Below are 4213 nucleotides of genomic sequence, written 5' to 3'. Positions count from 1 at the left end.
CGAGGTGCGCCAGTCGCGCTGCTGGGCTCGGTCGCGGCCGCCTCGGCGGCCTCACGCCGCAGCCGGCGCCGCTCGCCCCGCCGCTCGAACAGCGTATACAGCACCGGGACCACCACGAGCGTGAGCAGCGTCGAGCTCACCAGGCCGCCGATGACGACGAGCGCGAGCGGCTGCGAGATGAACGAGCCGCCGCCCGTGATCCCGATCGCCATGGGCGTGAGCGCGAAGATCGTCGCCGCCGCCGTCATGACGATGGGCCGCAGACGCTTGCGCGCCCCCTCCGCGACCGCGTCCGCCAGCGGGCGGCCCCGCTCGCGGTACTGGTTGATGAGGTCGATGAGCACGATCGCGTTCGACACGACGATGCCGATGAGCATGAGCAGGCCGATGAGGGCCGGCACGCCGAGCGGCGTCGACGTCACCAGCAGCGCGATCAGCGCACCCGTCGCGGCGAACGGCACCGACACCAGCAGGATCAGCGGCTGCACGAGGCTGCGGAACGTCGCGACCATGACGAGGTAGACGATCGCGATCGCGACGAGCATCGCGAGGCCCAGGTCCGCGAACGCGTCGGCCTGGTCGGCGGCGACACCCCCGACCTCGACGGTCGCACCCGGCGGCAGGTCGAGCCCGTCGACCTCGGTGGTCAGCGCCGCCGTGAGGGCGCCGACGTCCTGGCCGGACGGCTTGACCGAGACCGTCGCGCTGCGCTCGCCGTCGACGCGTGTGACCGACGTCGGGACCTCGACCTCCTGCACGCTCGCGACCTGCGTGAGCGGGACCGGCCCGGCGGCGGTCGGCACGACGAGCGCCTCGACCTCCGCGACCGTCGTGGGCGCGTCGCCGACGGCGACCTCGACACCCACCGGTCCGTCGCCCAGGTCCACGGTGCCGATGGGGCTCGGGGCCATGAGCGAGGCCACGGTGCCGGAGACGGCCGTCTCGGTGAGGCCGACCGCCGCGGCGGCGTCGCGGTCGACGACGACCTGCACGATGCGCTGGTCGCTCGCCAGGTTGTTCGTCACCTCGGCGACGCCGCCGACGTCCCGGACGGCCTCCTCGACCTGCGCGGCCGCGTCGGCGAGCACGTCCGTGTCGGTCGCCCGCACGACGAGGTCGACGGTGCTGCTGCCGAACCCGGAGTCGCCGCCCGCGACCGTGATGCCCGTGGACGGCGCCTCCGACAGCCCGTCGACGGCGTCGCGGACCGACTCCTGCGCGGCCACGCCGTCCGCGTCGGGGTCGAGCGTGACCGCGAACGTCGCCTGCGGGGTCGCTCCCCCGCCGAAGAACGCGGCCGTCGCGGCGTCCGCGGTGCCGACGGTCGTCTGGACGGTCTCGACGTCGTCGAGCGCGAGCAGCGCCCCCTCGACCTCGCGCGCCGCCTCGTCCTGCGCGGCGAGCGTCGTGCCCGGCTCGAACGACTGCGTGACCGTGAGCGTGTCCTGCCCGGAGTCGCCGATGAAGTTCGTCTCCAGGCGCGGGACCAGCGCGAGCGTGCCACCGAGGACGGCGACCGCGACCAGCAGCGTGAGCACCGGGTGGCGCAGCGACGCGGCGAGCGTCGGGACGTAGGCGCGCTGCCAGATGCCGCGGCGCTCCTTCTCCTCGGCGCGCGCCCGGACCTCGGCGGCGTCGGCGACGCTCCCCGTCGGGGCCTTGATGAACCAGTACGCGAGCACCGGGACGATGCTCAGCGCGACGAGCAGCGACGCGCCCATCGCGATCGCGACGGTGAGCGCGAACGGCCGGAACAGCTCGCCGACCATGCCCCCGACCAGCGCGATCGGCAGGAATACCGCGACCGTCGACACCGTCGAGGCGGTGATCGCGCCGCCGACCTCGCGCACCGCGGTGAGGATCGCGTCGCGCTTGCCCTCGCCGTACGACAGGTGCCGCTTGATGTTCTCGATGACGACGATCGAGTCGTCGACGACGCGGCCGATCGCGATCGTCATCGCGCCCAGCGTGAGGATGTTGAGCGTGTAGCCCGTGACGTTCATGACGACGAACGTCACGAGCAGCGACAGCGGGATCGAGATCGCCGAGACCAGCGTCGAGCGCAGCGACGCGAGGAACAGCAGGATCACGACGACCGCGAACAGCAGGCCGAGCAGGCCCTCCGTCGCGAGCCCCTCGATCGACTCCTCGATGAACGGCGCCTGGTCGAACACGACCGCGACCCGCACGCCGTCGGCGTCGAGCTGCTCCGCGAGGTCGTCGAGCACGTCCTGCACCGCGTGCGACACCTCGACCGTGTTGCCCGCGGGCGTCTTCGTGACCGCGACACCCAGCGAGGGGGCACCGTCGAGGCGCGAGTACGAGGTCGGCGCGGCCGGCCCGGCCTCGACGGTCGCGACGTCGCCGAGCGCCACGACGTCACCCGTCGGGCTGCTCAGCGGGAGCGCGGCCAGGTCCTCGACGGTCGTGATCGGCGACCCGATCTGCACGCTCAGCTCGGTGTCGCCGTCCGCGACCGTGCCCGCGGGGATCACCACGCCGTTGTCCTGCAGCACGGTCGTCACCTGGGCGGGCGAGAGCCCCGCCGCCGCCATCGCCGCGACGTCGAGGTCGACCAGCACCTCCTGGTCCGCGATGCCCGACACCGCGACGCTGCGCACGTCGGCCACCTGCTCGAGCCGGGGCTGCAGGACGTCCGTGACGAACGCCGCGAGGTCGTCCTGCGACGACCCGCCCGACACCGCGAGCTGGATGACCGGCAGGTCGTCGATCGACCCGGTCACGACCTGCGGCTCGACGACCGACGGGAGCTGGCGCTGGATGCGGTTGACCGCGCTCGCGAGCTGCTGGCTCGCGAGGTCCATGTCGGTGCCGTAGGTGAACTCGACGGTCGTGACGGACAGGCCGGTCGACGACGTCGACGTCACCTCCTCGACCTTGTCGACGCCCTTCGCCGCCGTCTCGACCGGCACGGTGACCTGGTCCTCGACGATCTGCGGCGCCGACCCCGGGTACACGCCGAGCACGACGGCGGTCGGGATCTGCAGCGACGGGATGAGCTCCTGCCGCAGCGACCCGAGGCTCACCACCCCGAACACCGCGACGGCGACGGTCATCAGCGCGACGACGGCGCGGTTCGCGAGCGACAGCCTGGCCAGACGGTCCACGGGGCTTCCTCCCGGGTCGTGCGGGCACGCGCCGGGGACGGCGGCGCGCGGGATCTGGTCCGCACCCTAGGTGCGACCCGCCTCCCCAACGAACGACACCCGCGCCGAGTTGCCGTGACCTGCGGCACCCTCCAGCCTGGGCGCGTGGACGACGACCGCACCGTGCTGCACCGCTACCTCCAGAGCGCCCGCGACGCGCTCGTCTGGAAGCTCGACGGGCTCGACGAGCGTGCGGTGCGCCTGCCGCGCACCCCGACAGGCACCAACCTGCTCGGGCTCGTCAAGCACGCCGCCGGGGTCGAGATCGGCTACTTCGGCGAGACGTTCGACCGCGACTTCCCGGGGCTGGCCGAGCTGGCCTGGTACCTCGACGAGACGACGCCCAACCTCGACATGTACGCGACGGCCGACGAGTCGGTCGACGAGATCGTCGGCCTGTACCGCCGCGTGTGGGCCTTCGCCGACGAGCTGGTCCTGAACGCACCGCTCGACACCCCGGGGCGCGTCGCGTGGTGGCCCGAGCACCGCACCCCGGTGTCGCTGCGGGAGGTCGTCGTGCACGTGACGAGCGACCTGACCCGGCACGCCGGCCACGCGGACATCCTGCGCGAGCTCGTGGACGGCGCCGCGGGCCTGCGGGCCGACAACAGCAACCTGCCCGGGATGTCGGCCGACGAGTGGGCGGCCTACGTCGCGGAGCTCGAGCGCATCGCGGACGCCGCGGGTCGCTGACGGCCCGGGGCGCGCGGTGCGACGCGCTCGGGCGGTCGGTCAGGAGCCGGAGCCGGTGCCCGCCGCGGCGACGAGCGTCCGGACCGACGACTCGACCTGCACGGGTGTCCGTCCGAAGGGACGGCCCCACGTGACGAGCCGGTCGACGTACCGCCCGTAGTCGTCGGGGTGACCGTCGCGCAGCGGCAGGTCCGCGTCCGTCGCGAGCCACCCCCGGACGTCGTCGTCGAGCACGGGCACCGCGTGCGGCGCGTACGGGTCGCGGCGTGCGGACGCGAAGTGCAGCCACGCCGTCAGGCCCACGGGCGCGAGGCCGTGCAGCCGGTGCTCCACGATCCGCCGGTGCGCCGACC

3 protein-coding genes are annotated in these 4213 nt (G+C 73.6%); 1 reads left to right on the top strand and 2 read right to left on the bottom strand.

Annotated features, from left to right (window positions below; all coding sequences use genetic code 11):
• On the bottom strand, positions 1-3128 hold a 3128-nt coding region (locus tag HGA02_RS12150; RefSeq protein ID WP_168679226.1), incomplete at its 3' end, for an efflux RND transporter permease subunit.
• A 144-nt stretch (positions 3129-3272) separates the two neighbouring features.
• Here HGA02_RS12150 and HGA02_RS12145 point away from each other — a divergent pair.
• The gene (locus HGA02_RS12145) at positions 3273-3860 is read left to right on the top strand and encodes a mycothiol transferase (protein WP_168679225.1); all 588 of its coding nucleotides are present in this window, start codon (positions 3273-3275) and stop codon (positions 3858-3860) included.
• A gap of 39 nt (positions 3861-3899) precedes the next feature.
• Here HGA02_RS12145 and HGA02_RS12140 read toward each other — a convergent pair.
• Positions 3900-4213, bottom strand: a 314-nt coding sequence (locus HGA02_RS12140) for an 8-oxoguanine DNA glycosylase OGG fold protein (protein WP_210728490.1), incomplete at its 5' end; no start/stop codon positions are given.

It is taken from the genome of Cellulomonas septica (genome assembly GCF_012396155.1).
Lineage (GTDB): Bacteria > Actinomycetota > Actinomycetes > Actinomycetales > Cellulomonadaceae > Cellulomonas > Cellulomonas septica.
This window is presented reverse-complemented; position numbering and strand designations above follow the sequence as displayed.